Genomic DNA, 14,648 nt, shown 5'->3' on the forward strand with positions numbered 1-14,648 from the left:
CCGGGGCGGCGACCCGTCAGATCCGGGCCAGCACCCGGGTCAGCAGCTCGCCCATCCGCGCCGCGGAGTCACGGCCCGCCTGCAGGACCTCTTCGTGGTTCAGGGGCTCGCCCGACAGCCCCGCCGCGAGGTTGGTGACGAGGGAGATGCCGAGCACCTCGGCGCCGGCCTCGCGGGCCGCGATGGCCTCGAGCACCGTGGACATGCCGACCAGGTCACCGCCCATGACGCGGACCATGTTGATCTCGGCCGGGGTCTCGTAGTGCGGGCCGGGGAACTGGACGTAGACGCCCTCCTCCAGCGTCGGGTCCACCTCCTTGCACAGCGCCCGCAGCCGCGGCGAGTACAGATCGGTCAGGTCCACGAAGTTGGCGCCGACGATCGGGGAGGCCGCGGTGAGGTTGATGTGGTCGCCGATGAGGACCGGCTGGCCGGGCCGCATCCCCTCGCGCAGACCGCCGCAGCCGTTGGTCAGGACGACGGTCTTGCAGCCGGAGGCGACGGCGGTGCGCACACCGTGCGCCACGGCGGCCACGCCGCGACCCTCGTAGTAGTGGGTACGGCCGAGGAAGACGAGCGCCCGCTTCTCACCGATCCGGTACGAGCGGATCTTGCCGCCGTGGCCCTCGACCGCCGGGGGCGGGAAGCCGGGCAGCTCGGTGACCGGGAACTCGGCGTCGGGGGCACCGAGGGCGTCGACTGCGGGCGCCCAGCCCGAGCCCATCACCAGGGCGACGTCGTGGGTGTCGGCGCCGGTCAGCTCTCGCAGGCGCGCGGCCGCGGCGTCGGCGGCGGCGTGGGGGTCCGGGGTAAGGGAAACGTTCACGAGAAAAGCCTAGCCTGAGAAACCCTACGCGCGTAGATGACGATGCTCACGACTCTGCAACCGTTTCCTCGTGGAAATGCACAAAGGCGCGCGAAAGCCCGCCGGGCGCACGGCTCGACGGGTCGGGGCAGCCGGTGCGCCCCTCGGAAGGGCCTCCTGGCGCCCCGGTCAGCAGGGGCGCTTGCGCAGCTCCATCACGTAGTCGTGGGGGGCGCCCGCGGATTCGGCCGCGTCGGCGATCTCGCCCAGGTAGCGGGCGGAGGGCAGCCCGCCCTCGTAGCCGTTCAGGACGTACACCCAGGCCGGCTCCTCGCCGTCCAGCGTGTGCACCCGCACCCGCATGCGGCGGTAGATGTCGAGCCCGACGCCTTCCCAGCGGTCCATCGAGTCCTCGTCGAGCGGGGCGATGTCGTACAGCGCGACGAAGACCTGCGAGCGGGGAGCCTCCACGATCGTGGCCAGCGCCCCCTCCCAGCCCATCTGCTCGCCGCCGAACGTCAGCCGCCAGCCGTTGAGCCAGCCCGTGCCGCGCAACGGGGAGTGCGGTGCGCGGCGGGTCATCAGCCGCGCGTCGAGGTTGCCGGCGTACGCGGCGTAGAGCGACATGGGATCGAGGGTACGGGAGGGGAAGCGGTGGCCGCCCGCCCCGATCCCCCGGGGCGGACCCGCGGGGAGGACCGCCGCCGTACGGGCCGGGGCGCGTACTCGCAGGTCCCGCGTCCGCGCCGGGTCTCCTCCTCCTCTCCGCCCGTTCCCTCCCGGTCCGCTCCCGGCCCGGGAGAGCCCCGGGCGCGAAGCAGGTTCCCGCGTGCGGGAGAATGGAGGGGACGGACACCCGGCAGAGCGAGAGCGCGAGGCGTAACCCCAGTGACCCGGATCGTGATCATCGGTGGCGGACCCGGCGGATACGAGGCGGCTCTGGTGGCCGCCCAGCTCGGCGCGGAGGTGACCGTCGTCGACTGCGACGGCCTCGGCGGAGCCTCCGTACTCACCGACTGCGTACCCTCGAAGACCCTGATCGCCACCGCCGAGGTGATGACGAACTTCGACTCCTCGCACGAGGAGCTCGGCATCATCGTCGCGGACGACACCCCGCACATCGAGCAGGCCGCACGGATCGTCGGCGTCGACCTCGGCAAGGTCAACCGGCGGGTCAAGCGGCTCGCGCTCGCCCAGTCCCACGACATCACCGCCGCCGTGACCCGAGCGGGTGCGCGCGTCATGCGCGGCCGGGGCCGGCTGGACGACGGTCAGGCCCTGGACGGCTCCCGCAGGGTCGTCGTCACCGCGGCGGACGGCAGCGAGGAGACACTCACCGCCGACGCCGTGCTGATCGCCACCGGGGGGCACCCGCGCGAGATCCCCGACGCCCAGCCGGACGGCGAGCGAATCCTCAACTGGACCCAGGTGTACGACCTGGACGAGCTGCCCGAAGAGCTGATCGTGGTCGGCTCGGGCGTGACCGGTGCCGAGTTCGCCGGCGCCTACCAGGCGCTCGGTTCCCGGGTCACGCTTGTCTCCTCCCGCGACCGGGTGCTGCCGGGGGAGGACCCGGACGCCGCCGCGGTCCTCGAGGACGTCTTCCGGCGCCGCGGCATGAACGTCATGGCCCGCTCCCGGGCCCAGTCCGCCAAGCGGGTCGGCGACCGGGTCGAGGTGACGCTGGCCGACGGCCGGGTCATCACCGGCACCCACTGCCTGATGGCCGTCGGTGCCGTCCCCAACTCCGCGGGCATGGGCCTGGAGGAGGCGGGGATCAAGCTCACCGAGTCCGGTCACATCTGGACCGACAAGGTCTCGCGCACCACGGCGCCGGGCGTGTACGCGGCCGGCGACGTCACCGGCGTCTTCGCGCTGGCCTCGGTGGCGGCGATGCAGGGACGCATCGCCATGTACCACTTCCTGGGCGACGCGGTGACCCCGCTCAACCTGAAGACGGTCTCCTCGAACGTCTTCACCGACCCGGAGATCGCGACCGTCGGCTACACCCAGGCGGACGTGGACGGCGGCGTCATCGAGGCCCGGGTCGTCAAGCTGCCGCTGCTGCGCAACCCGCGCGCCAAGATGCAGGGCATCAGGGACGGCTTCGTGAAGATCTTCTGCCGGCCCGGCACCGGCATCGTGGTCGGCGGTGTGGTCGTTGCGCCGCGCGCTTCGGAACTGATCCACCCCATCTCGATCGCGGTCGACAACAACCTGACGGTGGAACAGATCGCAAACGCCTTCACCGTGTACCCGTCGTTGTCCGGCTCGATCGCGGAGGTCGCGCGCCAGTTGCACACCCGGAAGGCGACCGGAGGGGCGTAGCGCGGGAGCCGCGGGGATCAACCCCGGCAAGCCGGGACGATAGGGCAGCGGGCCTATACCACTGCCAGTACCCCCGTGTAGGCAACTTCCCGTATTCGGCGCAAAGTGCTGAAAAGCATCGACCGCTGGGGTTACTGTCAGTTTCGTGTTCGCTGCAGAACGTCGTCAATTGATCCTCGAAATGGTGCGCGCCAACGGGGCGGTTTCGCTCCGTGAGCTCGCCCGCGTCGTCCAGACCTCCGAAGTGACCGTACGGCGGGACGTGCGGGCTCTGGAGGCAGAAGGACTGCTCGACCGCCGGCACGGCGGTGCGGTGTTGCCGGGTGGATTCACGCGAGAATCCGGCTTCCCGCAGAAATCCCATCTCGCGACCGCGGAGAAGACAGCCATCGCCGATCTCGCGGCCGGCCTGGTCGAGGAGGGCGAGGCCGTCGTGGTCGGCGCCGGCACGACCACGCAGGAGCTGGCCCGCCGGCTCGCGCGGATCCCAGGGCTCACCGTGGTCACCAACTCGCTGCTGGTCGCGCAGGCGCTGGCGCACGCCAACCGCGTCGAGGTCGTCATGACCGGCGGCACGCTGCGCGGCTCGAACTACGCGCTGGTCGGCAGTGGGGCGGAGCAGTCCCTCCAGGGGCTGCGGGTCTCCCGGGCCTTCCTGTCCGGCAGCGGTCTGACGGCCGAGCGCGGGCTGTCCACGTCCAACATGCTGTCGGCGAGCGTGGACCGGGCGCTGGTGCAGGCGGCCTCGGAGGTCGTCGTGCTGGCCGACCACACCAAGCTGGGCACGGACACGATGTTCCAGACCGTGCCGACGGACGTGATCACCCGCCTGGTGACGGACGAGCCGCCGCAGCACGACGACCGGGCGGCGACGGAGCTGCAGGCGCTCGCGGACCAGGGGGTGCAGGTCGCCGTGGCGGGCACGGCGGCCGACGCGACCCACCCGCGTCGCGAGGTCCCCCTACCGGGCCAGCGCCGCACGACCCACCCGACCACCCCGCTCCGTCCGGCCGCCGCCCTCGCCGCCGAGCCCCCGGAGCGGCGTGTGGCGGACCTGCGCCGCCGCTGAGGGCGCCGGACCGCCGCGACCGCGGGACCGGGGTCGTGGACAGGGGGCCGGGGAGGGCGTCGCGACCGTGCCGATCCGGGTGTGCCGGTGGCGCGGGCCGTCGCCGGTGCCGCGGCCCTCGGGACGACCGCACGGCCGGTCCCGGCCCCCGCCCGGCAGGACGCGCTCCGCCGCCGCACGGGGGAGCGGGCTCCCATGGTCGTGGCGGCGGGCCCCGCGGGGTGCCCCGCCCCATGAGCCGGCTCGGTTCGCCGCGAAGCCCTCGTCGACGAGGGGAGAGCCGCGGCCTACGCCTTCAGACCGCGCAACGTCAGCATCAGCAGCCGGTCCGCCAGTTCGGGGTCGGACGGGGCCTGCTCGGCCGCCAGGGCGATCGCGTTGGTGAGCTGGAGAAGGTCGGTGATGGAGACGTCGGACCGGACCGCGCCGGTCTCCTGGGCGCGGGACAGGAGCCGGGCGCCCGCGTCGCGCAGGGGGACGCTGCACTGGGAGAGGGCGGAACTGGCGTCGTGCGAGGCCGACATGAGTGCCCGGGCCACCCCGCGGTATTCACCCGCATGAGTGATGATGGCGCGCAGCCATTCCACCAGGGCGGCGCACGGCTGGTCCGCCGAGACCAGTTCCCCGGACCGGTCGAGCAGGGACGCCAGTGCGTCCTGGAAGACCGCGTTCATCAGTGCGTGCCGGTTCGGGAAATGGCGGTAGAGCGTGCCGATGCCCACGCCCGCCCGCTTGGCGATGTCCTCGAGGGAGGCGTCCGTGCCGTGCTCGGCGAACGCCCTGCGCGCCTCGACGAGCAGCCGCTCGTAGTTGCGGCGCGCGTCGGCCCGCATCGGCCGTACCGCGCCCGCTGTGGCGCCGGCCGCCGTACTCGTCGTCATGGCACCCAGCATGCCATTGGTGCGAACCCCGCTCGGCCCTCGGCCGGAACGCGGACGGGGCCCGCCGGGAGTATCCGGCGAGCCCCGTCCGCGTAGAACCGGGCGGCGGTGTCAGTCCTTGATCTCGCAGATCACCGCGCCGGAGGTGATCGACGCGCCGACCTCGGCGCTGAGGCCCTTCACGGTGCCGGAGCGGTGCGCGTTCAGCGGCTGCTCCATCTTCATGGCCTCCAGGACGACGACGAGGTCGCCCTCCTTGACCTCCTGGCCCTCCTCCACGGCGATCTTGACGATGGTGCCCTGCATCGGGGAGGCCAGCGTGTCACCGGAAGCGGCGGGGCCGGACTTCTTGGCCGCGCGGCGCTTGGGGCGCGCTCCGCCGGCCGCGGCGGTCCGGGCCAGGGTCATGCCCAGGGAGGACGGCAGCGACACCTCCAGGCGCTTGCCGCCGACCTCGACGACGACCGTCTCGCGGCCCGGCTCCTCCTCCGCCTCGGCGTCGGCCGGGGCGGCGAAGGGCTTGATCTCGTTGACGAACTCGGTCTCGATCCAGCGGGTGTGGACCTTGAACGGGGTGCCGCCCGCCGGGGCGAAGGCCGGGTCCGAGACGACCGCGCGGTGGAACGGGATGGCCGTGGCCATGCCCTCGACCTGGAACTCGGCCAGCGCGCGTGCCGCACGCTGCAGCGCCTGCTCACGGGTGGCGCCGGTGATGATCAGCTTCGCCAGCAGCGAGTCCCACGCGGGGCCGATGACGCTGCCGGACTCCACGCCCGCGTCCAGGCGGACACCCGGGCCGGAGGGCGCGACAAAGGAGGTGACGGTGCCGGGCGCCGGGAGGAAGCCCCGGCCGGGGTCCTCGCCGTTGATGCGGAACTCGAAGGAGTGGCCCCGCAGCGGCGGGTCGTCGTAGCCCAGCTTCTCGCCGTCGGCGATGCGGAACATCTCCCGCACCAGGTCGATGCCGGTGACCTCCTCGGTGACCGGGTGCTCGACCTGCAGACGGGTGTTGACCTCGAGGAAGGAGATCGTGCCGTCGTTGCCGACGAGGAACTCCACGGTGCCCGCGCCGACGTAGCCGGCCTCCTTGAGGATGGCCTTGGAGGCGCGGTACAGCTCGGCGTTCTGCTCCTTGGTGAGGAACGGCGCGGGTGCCTCCTCCACGAGCTTCTGGTGCCGGCGCTGCAGCGAGCAGTCACGGGTGGACACCACGACGACGTTCCCGTGCTGGTCGGCCAGGCACTGGGTCTCGACGTGCCGCGGCTTGTCCAGGTACCGCTCGACGAAGCACTCCCCGCGGCCGAAGGCCGCGACGGCCTCGCGCACCGCCGAGTCGTAGAGCTCGGGGACCTCCTCCAGCGTGCGGGCGACCTTCAGGCCGCGCCCGCCGCCGCCGAAGGCGGCCTTGATCGCGATGGGGAGGCCGTTCTCCTCGGCGAAGGCGACGACCTCGTCAGCGCCGGAGACGGGGTCCGGGGTGCCGGCCACCAGCGGGGCTCCGGCGCGCTGGGCGATGTGACGGGCCGCCACCTTGTCGCCGAGGTCGCGGATGGCGGCGGGCGGGGGGCCGATCCAGGTGAGCCCGGCGTCGATGACGGCCTGGGCGAAGTCGGCGTTCTCGGAGAGGAAGCCGTACCCGGGGTGGATGGCGTCCGCGCCGGAGTCGGCGGCGGCCTGGAGGACCTTCGCCATGTCCAGGTAGCTGGCGGCCGGGGTGTCACCGCCCAGGGCGAACGCTTCGTCGGCCGCGCGGACGTGCAGAGCGTCACGGTCCGGGTCGGCGTAGACGGCTACGCTCGCGATCCCGGCGTCCCGGCATGCACGGGCAACGCGGACAGCGATCTCGCCTCGGTTGGCGATGAGCACCTTGCGCACGATGGCTCCCTCCTTGCTGTTGTCCCGGGGGTGACGCCCCGGTTCGCGGCCACGCCGCGGGCCGGTCCCCGGTCCGGGCGTGCCGGCCGGAGCACTCGGCGGGTCACCGCGCCGAAGACTTCGCTGAAACACGCTGAGTTTAGGGACTACCGACACGGCCTTTCGACCCGTTCCCAGTCGTGAGCTTCCCCACACGGAGGGTGATCCGGGGCGGGACCGTGCTGTGAATGCCCTTGTCGCACCACGGTACGTCTGTTTTCTCCTGTGCAGAGTAGCCGTCAGGTGTGGTCAAGGTCTCTGCCTCGGCGGTCAGCGGCGACACGCGTTTCTTTGTGGAGTCCCTACGAATGGCCGAATGATTCTTTGCCCGTGCCCGGGCCCTTGTCCGCGGGTTTACCCGTTAGTAGCGTTCGCCGTGTCGTTCGTACTGCTGGTAACAGAGGCCGGAAAGCTAAGGGGTGGGCGCCGTGGTACGCAGAACGGTGGCCGTGGTGGCCGCCATCGTGCTCTATCTGGAAGCCGTCGGCATCGTCGTGATCAACGGCATCATGGCCACCTTCGTGAACGGCCAGAGCATGTCCGTGGACGGCCTCGATCCCGATGTCATGGCCACCAGCACCTGGGTGATGGGCGGGGTCTTCGGGCTCTTCCTCGCCGTCTGCGGCACGCTCTTCCTGGTCGCCGCCGTCCGCGACCGCGGCCCCGGCCGCTGGGGCCGGGTGCTGCTGGTCAGCTGTGCGGTGGTGCACGGCGTGCTCGGCGCGCTGACCGTGGGGCTGGTCGGCTGGCACGCGTTCACGTTCCTGATGGTGGTGCTGGGCCTGATCGTGCTCGCCCTGCTGCAGTACGGCGGCACGGAACCCCAGGAGAACGAGGGAGGGGCCGCGCCCGGCGGCGCCGGCCCGTCGGTCTCCATGGACAAGGGGCCCGTCGTCGGCGAGGGTCCGACCACGGCCTGAGGACCTCGGAGCGGGCCCGGCGCCGGTCCCGCGGGCGAGCGGTCCCGGCCCGGTCCGGTCGGTGTCCGCCCGGCCGCGTCCCGGTACGCCCCGGCGCGCGTGGCCCGGCCCGCGACCTGCCAGCCCCGCCCCTTTCGCGCGTCAGGTCCAGAGATCCGTGATGCCGATCCCCAGGTCCGCCAGCAGACGGCGCAGCAGCGGCAGCGACAGTCCGATCACATTGCCGTGGCTGCCGTCGATGGATTCGACGAACGGGGCGGACCGGCCGTCCAGCGTGAACGCGCCCGCCACGTGCAGCGGTTCGCCGCTCTCGACGTACGCGGCGATCTCGGCGTCGGTCGGGTCGCCGAAGCGGACCGTGGTGGAGGCGGTCGCGGAGGCGCGGCGGCCGGTGGCCGTGTCGACGACGCAGTGACCGGTCTGCAGGATGCCCGCACGGCCGCGCATGGACTTCCACCGGGCGGTGGCCTCTTCCTCGTCGGCCGGCTTGCCGAGGGCCTCGCCGTCGAGTTCGAGCACGGAGTCGCAGCCGATGACGAGGGCGCCGGCGACCTCGGGGCGGGCGGCCACCGCCTCCGCCTTGGCCTCGGCGAGGACGAGTGCGAGCGCGCCCGGGCCGGGCGCGGTCAGCGCGTCCTCGTCGACGCCGCTGACGATGACCTCCGGGGCGAGCCCGGCGGCCCGGAGCAGTCCGAGGCGGGCGGGGGAGGCGGAGGCGAGGACGACGCGGCGGGGCTGATCGGTCATGCGGGCCATCGTAGGCGGCCGGGGTGACGGCCAGGAGGCCGCTGCGGCAACCCGCTCCGGGTGCCGGCGCCGGGCCCGGGCGCGCGGTGCGCACGGCATCACCGTCCCGGTCGGCGGAGTCGGTCCCTTCCCCTTCCCCGTCGCCGTCCGTCAGCGCAGTCCGACGACGAACATCGCGACGATCATGGCCAGTGCCAGCAGGACGCCCGCGCGGCGCATCATCGCCTGCATGTCGCGCATTTCCTGCGGGGGTTCGTTCTCCGGGTCGGACCACAGCATGGTTCCGATCGTGGCGGTGGGACGCCGAGGGCGCCTGAGTACGGATACTCAGGCGCCCTGGTGGCCGGGGACCGATCACGGAACCGCGGAGCCCTCGGGGACCCCCGCTCGCGGGCTCAGCCCGGCCAGTACGTCCGCGTCCACGCCCGCGGTCCCACCCGCAGTGCCCGGGCCCGGGCGATTCGGGCGGGGTCCGACCACTCCTCGGGCGGCAGCGGCGCACCGGACACGGCGGAGGCCGTCGCGGCGGCGCGTGCCTGGACCACCGCCAGGGCGGCGGCCAGTTCCTCCGGGGTCGGGTTTCCCCGTACGACCCTGATCATCACTGCTCCTCGTGGTCCTCGGGGATCTACAGGGGGATGTTGCCGTGCTTCTTCGGGGGGAGGTTTTCCCGCTTGGTCCGCAGCTGACGCAGGCCCTTCACGATCTGGGCGCGGGTGTCGGAGGGCATGATCACGGCGTCGATGTAGCCGCGTTCGGCGGCGACGTACGGGTTGAGGAGCGTGTCCTCGTAGGCCGTGATCAGCTCGGCCCGCAGCTTCTCCTGGGCCTCGGCGTCCGAGGCGGCGGCGAGCGTGCGGCGGTGCAGGATGTTCACCGCGCCCTGCGCGCCCATCACCGCGATCTGGGCGGTCGGCCAGGCCAGGTTCAGGTCGGCGCCCAGGTGCTTGGAGCCCATCACGTCGTACGCGCCGCCGAACGCCTTGCGTGTGATCACGGTGATCAGCGGCACGGTCGCCTCGGCGTAGGCGTAGATCAGTTTCGCGCCGCGCCGGATGATGCCGCCGTACTCCTGGTCCACGCCCGGCAGGAAGCCGGGCACGTCGACGAACGTGACCACGGGGATGTTGAACGCGTCGCAGGTGCGCACGAAGCGGGCGGCCTTCTCGCTCGCGTCGATGTCGAGACAGCCCGCGAACTGCATCGGCTGGTTGGCGACGATGCCGACGGGGAAGCCCTCGACCCGTCCGAAGCCGGTGACGATGTTCGGTGCGAACATCCCCTGGGTCTCCAGGAACTCACCGTCGTCCAGCACGTGCTCGATGATCGTGTGCATGTCGTACGGCTGGTTGGCGCTGTCCGGCATCAGCGTGTCCAGCTCCTGGTCCTCCGCGGTGAGTTCCAGGGAGGCGTCCTCCGGGAAGGACGGCGGCTCTGACAGGTTGTTCGACGGCAGGTACGACAGCAGCGACTTGACGTACTCGATCGCGTCCTTCTCGTCGCCGGCCATGTGGTGGGCGACACCGGACGTGGTGTTGTGGGTGCGGGCGCCGCCCAGTTCCTCGAAGCCCACGTCCTCGCCGGTGACCGTCTTGATGACGTCCGGTCCGGTGATGAACATGTGCGAGGTCTGGTCGACCATCACCGTGAAGTCGGTGATCGCGGGTGAGTACACGGCGCCGCCCGCGCAGGGGCCCACGACCAGGGAGATCTGCGGGATCACCCCGGACGCGTGGGTGTTGCGACGGAAGATCTCGCCGTACATGCCCAGCGCGCTGACGCCCTCCTGGATGCGCGCGCCACCGGAGTCGTTGATCCCGACGACCGGGCAGCCGGTCTTCAGCGCGAAGTCCATCACCTTGATGATCTTCTGGCCGAAGACCTCGCCCAGGGCCCCGCCGAAGACCGTGAAGTCCTGTGAGAACACGGCCACCGGCCGGCCGTCGACCGTGCCGTAGCCGGTGACGACGCCGTCGCCGTACGGGCGGGTCTTCTCCAGTCCGAAGTTGGTGGAGCGGTGCCGTGCGAGTTCGTCCAGCTCGACGAACGACCCCTCGTCGAGGAGGAGTTCGATCCGCTCACGGGCAGTCAGCTTGCCCTTGGCGTGCTGCTTCTCGACCGCGCGTTCGGAGCCCGCGTGCGTCGCCTCGTGGACACGGCGCTGGAAATCCGCGAGCTTGCCAGCGGTGGTGTGGATGTCGATCTCTTGGTGCTCTGCCGGCTCGGACATCGGGATGCGGCTCCCTGCCTGGTCACGGGGGTGTTGGCTACGTAAGGAGAGGTCTGGCTACTGACTCGTAGCGTATCGGCGCGGATACCGTTCGGCAGTGCGGCGTTGGCCACACCCCGTAGTGCTTGCGCGCAGGGCCCGACACGGTCCGTCCCCGCGGTTCGCGTCTCGGGGACGGATGGGGCCAAGCTGTGCGGCATGACGCCTCACGACACCTCCGGCAGCCCGTCCGACGAGCCCACCGGCGGCCCCGCAGGCGGCCGCTGGTCCGACCTCGACCGCCCGCCGCTCAACGCCGCCGCCCTGCGCCGCGCACTGATCCGCCCCGGCGGGCTGTGGACCTCGCTCGACGTCGTCGAGGCGACCGGCTCCACCAACTCCGACCTCGCGGCCCGGGCCGCGGAGCTCGGCGAGGGGGCCGTGCTCGTCGCCGAGGAGCAGACGTCCGGACGCGGCCGTCTCGACCGCAGCTGGACCGCACCCCCGCGCTCCGGACTCTTCCTCTCCGTACTGCTGAAGCCCGACGTGCCCGTGGACCGCTGGGGCTGGCTGCCGCTGCTGACCGGTGTCGCCGCGGCGACGGGCCTGGCCAGGGCGGCCGGCGCCGACTTCGCGCTGAAGTGGCCGAACGACCTGATGGTGAAGGTCGGCGGGGAGGAGCGGAAGGCGGGCGGCATCCTCGCCGAGCGCGTGGGCAACGACGGCGTCGTCGTCGGCATCGGGATCAACGTCACCCTTCGCGAGGACGAGCTCCCCGTGCCCCAGGCGGGCTCCCTGGCCCTCGCGAACGCCGTCTCCACCGACCGCGACCCCCTGCTCCGGGCGTTGCTGCGCTCGCTGGAGGACTGGTACGGCACCTGGCGGGCGGCGAACGGCGACGCGCATGCCTCGCGGCTGCAGGAGACGTACGCGGCCGGCTGCTCGACCCTGGGGCTCACGGTCCGCGCCGAGCTCCCCGGCGACCGCAGCCTGATCGGCGAGGCGGTCGCGATCGACGGCGACGGGCGGCTCGTGGTGACCACCCCCGACGGCAAGGACCACCCCATCGGGGCCGGCGACATCGTCCACCTGCGGCCGAACGGCCGGTGACCGGGGGTGCGGCCGTCCGGCGTGACCGGTCGGACACCCCGGACGGGCCGCGCCACGGGGACGTGAGCCAGGGCACACCTGCCGTATCGTTGAGGCCGCGCCGGGCTTCCCGCGGCCGTACGCGGACCGGCACGCACGACAGATCGGCAGGGCAGTGCGCAGGGAACGGGCAGGAGGCGGCCGGTGACCGTCGACGACAGCGCCTCCGGCGCGGACGCTTCCGGCGGGGACTCCCCGGGCGGGAGTGCGCCGGGGACGGAGCCCTCCGGCGGGGGCGCGTCCGCCGGGGCGGACTCCTCCGGGGGCGGCTCCGGCCGGAGGCAGACGTCGGACGTCCACCCGACGCCGCACCACGAGGTGGACCACACGGCCGAGCCGACCAAGGACCCGCTGGCCATCCGGCTGGAACAACTGATCCTGGGCGCGGACCGCCGCTACACCCCCTTTCAGGCCGCCAGGACCGCCGGGGTGTCCATGGACCTGGCGTCCCGCTTCTGGCGGGCCATGGGATTCGCCGACATCGGCCAGGCCAAGGCCCTGACCGAGGCCGATGTGCTCGCGCTGCGCCGACTGGCCGGTCTGGTGGAGGCCGGGCTGCTGAGCGAGCCGATGGCGGTCCAGGTGGCGCGGTCCACCGGCCAGACCACGGCCCGGCTCGCGGAGTGGCAGATCGACTCCTTCCTCGAGGGCCTCACCGAACCGCCCGAGCCGGGGATGACCCGTACCGAGGTCACCTATCCCCTGGTCGAGCTGCTGCTGCCGGAGCTGGAGGAGTTCCTCGTCTACGTGTGGCGCCGCCAGCTGGCCGCCGCCACCGGCCGGGTCGTGCAGGCCGCGGACGACGAGGAGATGGTCGACCGGCGGCTCGCGGTCGGCTTCGCGGACCTCGTCGGCTTCACCCGGCTCACCCGCCGCCTGGAGGAGGAGGAGCTGGGCGAGCTGGTCGAGGCGTTCGAGACGACCTGTGCCGACCTGGTCGCCGCGCACGGCGGCAGGCTGATCAAGACCCTCGGGGACGAGGTGCTCTTCGCCGCGGACGACGCGGGGACGGCCGCGGAGATCGCGATGCGGCTGATCGAGACGCTGTCGCACGACGAGACCATGCCGGCGCTGCGGGTCGGCATCTCCTTCGGGACGGTGACGACCCGGATGGGCGATGTGTTCGGTACGACGGTGAACCTGGCGAGCCGGCTGACCTCGATAGCGCCGAAGGACGCCGTCCTGGTGGACGGGGCGTTCGCGGAGGAGCTGGCGCGCACCGGCGACGCGCCAGTGTCGGAGGCGGAGGCCGCGGAGGCGGCGGCCGCCGCCGAGAAGGAGGGCGAGGAGCCCCCGTCGTACCGCTTCGCGCTGCAGCCCATGTGGCAGCGGCCGGTGCGCGGGCTGGGCGTGGTGGAACCCTGGCTGTTGACGCGGCGCCCGGCCTGAGGGCTGGTCCCGTGGTCCCCGGCGGGCGCACGACGCCGGCCACGGCACCTCGCGGTGTTGTCGGATCGCCCGAACACGCCCGGTACGAGGGCGGCTCTCCGCCTCGCGGTGCACCGCATCCGACGCCGGGTGCCGATCCAGCGGCGAACACGGGACAGCCCCTGGCGTCGCGTCAGGTGACGTCTGCCCCCGTCGCGACGCCCGGCCCGGCGACCCGCGGCGTTGCCGAATCGGCCGAGCAGGCGCACTGGGAGTTCGATCCGGCGCCTTGCGACCCTTCCCCTCGGCCCGGAGGGCCTGGGGTGACCCCAGGCACCGGACGCCGCTCCGCGCCGGGCAATCCTTGCCCGGCGCGGCACTAGGATCTCCTGCCGGTGAACCGTCGTTAACCGGGAGGTCGTCGATCATGTCCGAGGTCAGCTCCGAGGTCGGGTCCGCAAGCGTGTCAGAGCAGCGCTTCGGGGACTTCGTCGCCGTACGTCGCCACGAGGGCGGGCACGTCGCCGAACTGGTGCTCGACCGCCCCAAGGCCATGAACGCCGTCTCCACGGAGATGGCCGGCTCCATCGCCGCGGCCTGTGCCGCGCTGGCGGCGGACCGTTCGGTCCGGGTGACGGTCGTGACCTCGTCGAACGACCGGGCCTTCTGCGTCGGTGCCGACCTCAAGGAGCGCAACTCCTTCACGGATGCCGAATTGGTCCGGCAGCGCCCGACCGCCCGCGCCGCGTACACCGGCGTGCTGGAACTGCCGATGCCCACGATCGCCGCGGTGCACGGCTTCGCCCTGGGTGGCGGGTTCGAACTGGCACTCTCCTGCGATGTGATCGTGGCCGACGCGACGGCCGTCGTCGGCCTGCCCGAGGTGTCCGTCGGCGTGATCCCCGGCGGCGGCGGTACACAGCTGCTGCCGCGCCGCGTCGGGGCGGCGCGGGCGGCGGAGCTGGTGTTCACGGCCAGGCGCGTGGAGGCCGCCGAGGCCCGGGAGTTGGGCCTGGTCGACGAACTCGCCCACGACGCCCGTCCTGCCGCCCTCGCCCTGGCGGCCCGGATGGCCGCCAACTCCCCGGTCGGCCTGCGGGCCGCGAAGCGGGCGCTGCGGCTCGGCCACGGGCTCGACCTGCGGGCGGGGCTCGACGTAGAGGACGCGGCATGGCGTTCGGTGGCGTTCTCCGGCGACCGGGCCGAGGGCGTCGCGGCCTTCAACGAGAAGCGGAAGCCGGAGTGGCCCGGCGAGTGA

General features: G+C 72.6%; 14 protein-coding genes. 6 read left to right on the top strand and 8 right to left on the bottom strand.

Features of this window, described 5'->3' with window-relative positions:
• Window positions 1-16: 16 nt before the first annotated feature.
• Together AB0J10_RS11080 and AB0J10_RS11085 are read right to left on the bottom strand one after the other, a co-directional pair.
• The gene (locus tag AB0J10_RS11080) at window positions 17-826 is read right to left on the bottom strand and encodes a purine-nucleoside phosphorylase (protein ID WP_363060120.1); all 810 of its coding nucleotides are present in this window, start codon (window positions 824-826) and stop codon (window positions 17-19) included.
• A gap of 168 nt (window positions 827-994) precedes the next feature.
• A complete protein-coding gene (locus tag AB0J10_RS11085) occupies window positions 995-1,432 on the bottom strand; it encodes a gamma-glutamylcyclotransferase (RefSeq protein ID WP_018889198.1) in 438 nt (145 codons plus the stop codon).
• 261 nt (window positions 1,433-1,693) lie between these two features.
• Between AB0J10_RS11085 and AB0J10_RS11090 the strand changes: the two genes are divergently transcribed.
• Both AB0J10_RS11090 and AB0J10_RS11095 read left to right on the top strand, forming a co-directional pair.
• Window positions 1,694-3,133 carry an NAD(P)H-quinone dehydrogenase gene (locus AB0J10_RS11090; RefSeq protein ID WP_363060123.1) on the top strand — a complete coding sequence of 480 codons (1,440 nt, stop codon included), beginning with the start codon at window positions 1,694-1,696 and terminating at the stop codon, window positions 3,131-3,133.
• A 145-nt stretch (window positions 3,134-3,278) separates the two neighbouring features.
• Window positions 3,279-4,202, top strand: coding sequence for a DeoR/GlpR family DNA-binding transcription regulator (locus AB0J10_RS11095; RefSeq protein ID WP_363060125.1), 924 nt, complete (start codon window positions 3,279-3,281; stop codon window positions 4,200-4,202).
• Between the two features lie 287 nt (window positions 4,203-4,489).
• On the opposite strand, the gene AB0J10_RS11100 is transcribed toward AB0J10_RS11095, so the two are convergent.
• Complete coding sequence (locus tag AB0J10_RS11100) at window positions 4,490-5,095, bottom strand: helix-turn-helix domain-containing protein (protein WP_363060127.1); 606 nt, start codon at window positions 5,093-5,095, stop codon at window positions 4,490-4,492.
• 99 nt (window positions 5,096-5,194) lie between these two features.
• Window positions 5,195-6,958, bottom strand: coding sequence for a biotin carboxylase N-terminal domain-containing protein (locus tag AB0J10_RS11105; protein ID WP_363060130.1), 1,764 nt, complete (start codon window positions 6,956-6,958; stop codon window positions 5,195-5,197).
• A gap of 458 nt (window positions 6,959-7,416) precedes the next feature.
• Here AB0J10_RS11105 and AB0J10_RS11110 point away from each other — a divergent pair, with 458 nt between their 5' ends.
• Window positions 7,417-7,917, top strand: coding sequence for a hypothetical protein (locus AB0J10_RS11110; protein WP_363060132.1), 501 nt, complete (start codon window positions 7,417-7,419; stop codon window positions 7,915-7,917).
• Between the two features lie 141 nt (window positions 7,918-8,058).
• Here AB0J10_RS11110 and AB0J10_RS11115 read toward each other — a convergent pair whose 3' ends face one another.
• The 4 genes from AB0J10_RS11115 to AB0J10_RS11130 all read right to left on the bottom strand — a co-directional run bounded on the left by AB0J10_RS11115 (window position 8,059) and on the right by AB0J10_RS11130 (window position 10,894).
• On the bottom strand, window positions 8,059-8,673 hold the full coding sequence (locus AB0J10_RS11115; protein ID WP_363060134.1) for a nucleoside triphosphate pyrophosphatase: 615 nt from the start codon (window positions 8,671-8,673) through the stop codon (window positions 8,059-8,061).
• Window positions 8,674-8,814: 141 nt separating this feature from the next.
• Window positions 8,815-8,943 (bottom strand): hypothetical protein, encoded by a 129-nt coding sequence (locus AB0J10_RS11120; protein WP_269728731.1) that lies wholly within the window; start codon window positions 8,941-8,943, stop codon window positions 8,815-8,817.
• Window positions 8,944-9,059: 116 nt separating this feature from the next.
• Complete coding sequence (locus AB0J10_RS11125) at window positions 9,060-9,266, bottom strand: acyl-CoA carboxylase epsilon subunit (protein ID WP_138053499.1); 207 nt, start codon at window positions 9,264-9,266, stop codon at window positions 9,060-9,062.
• 26 nt (window positions 9,267-9,292) lie between these two features.
• Window positions 9,293-10,894, bottom strand: a complete 1,602-nt coding sequence (locus AB0J10_RS11130) for an acyl-CoA carboxylase subunit beta (protein ID WP_363060136.1) — start codon at window positions 10,892-10,894, stop codon at window positions 9,293-9,295.
• Window positions 10,895-11,092: 198 nt separating this feature from the next.
• Between AB0J10_RS11130 and AB0J10_RS11135 the strand changes: the two genes are divergently transcribed.
• The 3 genes from AB0J10_RS11135 (at window position 11,093) to AB0J10_RS11145 (ending at window position 14,648) form a co-directional block, all read left to right on the top strand.
• Entirely contained in the window at window positions 11,093-11,983 is an 891-nt protein-coding gene (locus AB0J10_RS11135) for a biotin--[acetyl-CoA-carboxylase] ligase (protein WP_363060138.1), read from the top strand.
• Between the two features lie 183 nt (window positions 11,984-12,166).
• Window positions 12,167-13,411 (top strand): adenylate/guanylate cyclase domain-containing protein, encoded by a 1,245-nt coding sequence (locus AB0J10_RS11140; RefSeq protein ID WP_363060140.1) that lies wholly within the window; start codon window positions 12,167-12,169, stop codon window positions 13,409-13,411.
• A 406-nt stretch (window positions 13,412-13,817) separates the two neighbouring features.
• Window positions 13,818-14,648, top strand: a complete 831-nt coding sequence (locus AB0J10_RS11145) for an enoyl-CoA hydratase-related protein (protein ID WP_363060141.1) — start codon at window positions 13,818-13,820, stop codon at window positions 14,646-14,648.

It is taken from the genome of Streptomyces sp. NPDC049887 (genome assembly GCF_040656535.1).
GTDB lineage: Bacteria > Actinomycetota > Actinomycetes > Streptomycetales > Streptomycetaceae > Streptomyces.

Coding starts and splice junctions, on each gene's coding strand:
- AB0J10_RS11085 (WP_018889198.1), bottom strand. CDS start 1,432: ATGTCGCTCTACGCCGCGTACGCCGGCAACCTCGACGCGCGGCTGATG.
- AB0J10_RS11100 (WP_363060127.1), bottom strand. CDS start 5,095: ATGCTGGGTGCCATGACGACGAGTACGGCGGCCGGCGCCACAGCGGGC.
- AB0J10_RS11115 (WP_363060134.1), bottom strand. CDS start 8,673: ATGGCCCGCATGACCGATCAGCCCCGCCGCGTCGTCCTCGCCTCCGCC.
- AB0J10_RS11120 (WP_269728731.1), bottom strand. CDS start 8,943: ATGCTGTGGTCCGACCCGGAGAACGAACCCCCGCAGGAAATGCGCGAC.
- AB0J10_RS11125 (WP_138053499.1), bottom strand. CDS start 9,266: ATGATCAGGGTCGTACGGGGAAACCCGACCCCGGAGGAACTGGCCGCC.
- AB0J10_RS11130 (WP_363060136.1), bottom strand. CDS start 10,894: ATGTCCGAGCCGGCAGAGCACCAAGAGATCGACATCCACACCACCGCT.
- AB0J10_RS11135 (WP_363060138.1), top strand. CDS start 11,093: ATGACGCCTCACGACACCTCCGGCAGCCCGTCCGACGAGCCCACCGGC.
- AB0J10_RS11145 (WP_363060141.1), top strand. CDS start 13,818: ATGTCCGAGGTCAGCTCCGAGGTCGGGTCCGCAAGCGTGTCAGAGCAG.